2 rRNA genes are annotated in these 971 nt (G+C 48.2%); both read right to left on the bottom strand.

Annotated features, from left to right (window positions below):
* Positions 1-215 (bottom strand): 23S ribosomal RNA (locus tag ABDZ84_RS19085); the annotation flags it as partial.
* A 410-nt stretch (positions 216-625) separates the two neighbouring features.
* Positions 626-971 (bottom strand): 16S ribosomal RNA (locus ABDZ84_RS19080); the annotation flags it as partial.

The raw sequence follows: 971 nt of genomic DNA, 5'->3' as shown, positions 1-971 counted from the left end.
TCCGGGTACTGAGATGTTTCAGTTCCCCGGGTATGCCTCCTCTACCCTATGTATTCAGATAGAAGTACTGCTCCATTACGAACAGTGGGTTCCCCCATTCGGAAATTCCCGGATCAACGTCTACTTACGACTCCCCGGGACATATCGGTGTTAGTCCCGTCCTTCATCGGCTCCTAGTGCCAAGGCATCCACCGTGCGCCCTTATTCACTTAACTAGCTTTCTATGAATAAGCGTACTTATTTATCCGCCTTAACTTTTGGTTTTCTAGCTTCCGCTCATAGCGATTAGCATGACTTCCTTCCTCTTCGTACGATAAGTCAACATCGATTCACTTACGTTTATCGTGTTTCCTTTATCTTCTGCGAGTCAGTCCAGTCTGTACATCACTAAACATTCGCTTCCGCTTTTAGTTTGATGTCGTTGTTACTCTTATTTAGTTTTCAAGGTACAAACTTCCACAGGATGTGGTGACTTCTGCGTTCGTCACAGGACGTGACGGATCTTAACAGAAGATCCTTTCACCCTTGAGAGACATCATTTACTCTCTCAAAACTGAACCAAACAACCAAGTATGTCCTTACAAACCATTCGTAAAGAATGGTTCGCGTTCCGTAATATCCTTAGAAAGGAGGTGATCCAGCCGCACCTTCCGATACGGCTACCTTGTTACGACTTCACCCCAATCATTGGTCCCACCTTCGGCGGCTGGCTCCAAAAGGTTACCTCACCGACTTCGGGTGTTACCAACTCTCGTGGTGTGACGGGCGGTGTGTACAAGGCCCGGGAACGTATTCACCGCGGCATGCTGATCCGCGATTACTAGCGATTCCGGCTTCATGCAGGCGAGTTGCAGCCTGCAATCCGAACTGAGAATGGTTTTATGGGATTTGCTTGACCTCACGGCTTCGCTGCCCTTTGTTCCATCCATTGTAGCACGTGTGTAGCCCAGGTCATAAGGGGCATGATGATT

This window comes from Virgibacillus salarius (assembly GCF_039521925.1).
In the GTDB taxonomy this organism is placed as follows: domain Bacteria; phylum Bacillota; class Bacilli; order Bacillales; family Amphibacillaceae; genus Virgibacillus; species Virgibacillus salarius.
This window is presented reverse-complemented; position numbering and strand designations above follow the sequence as displayed.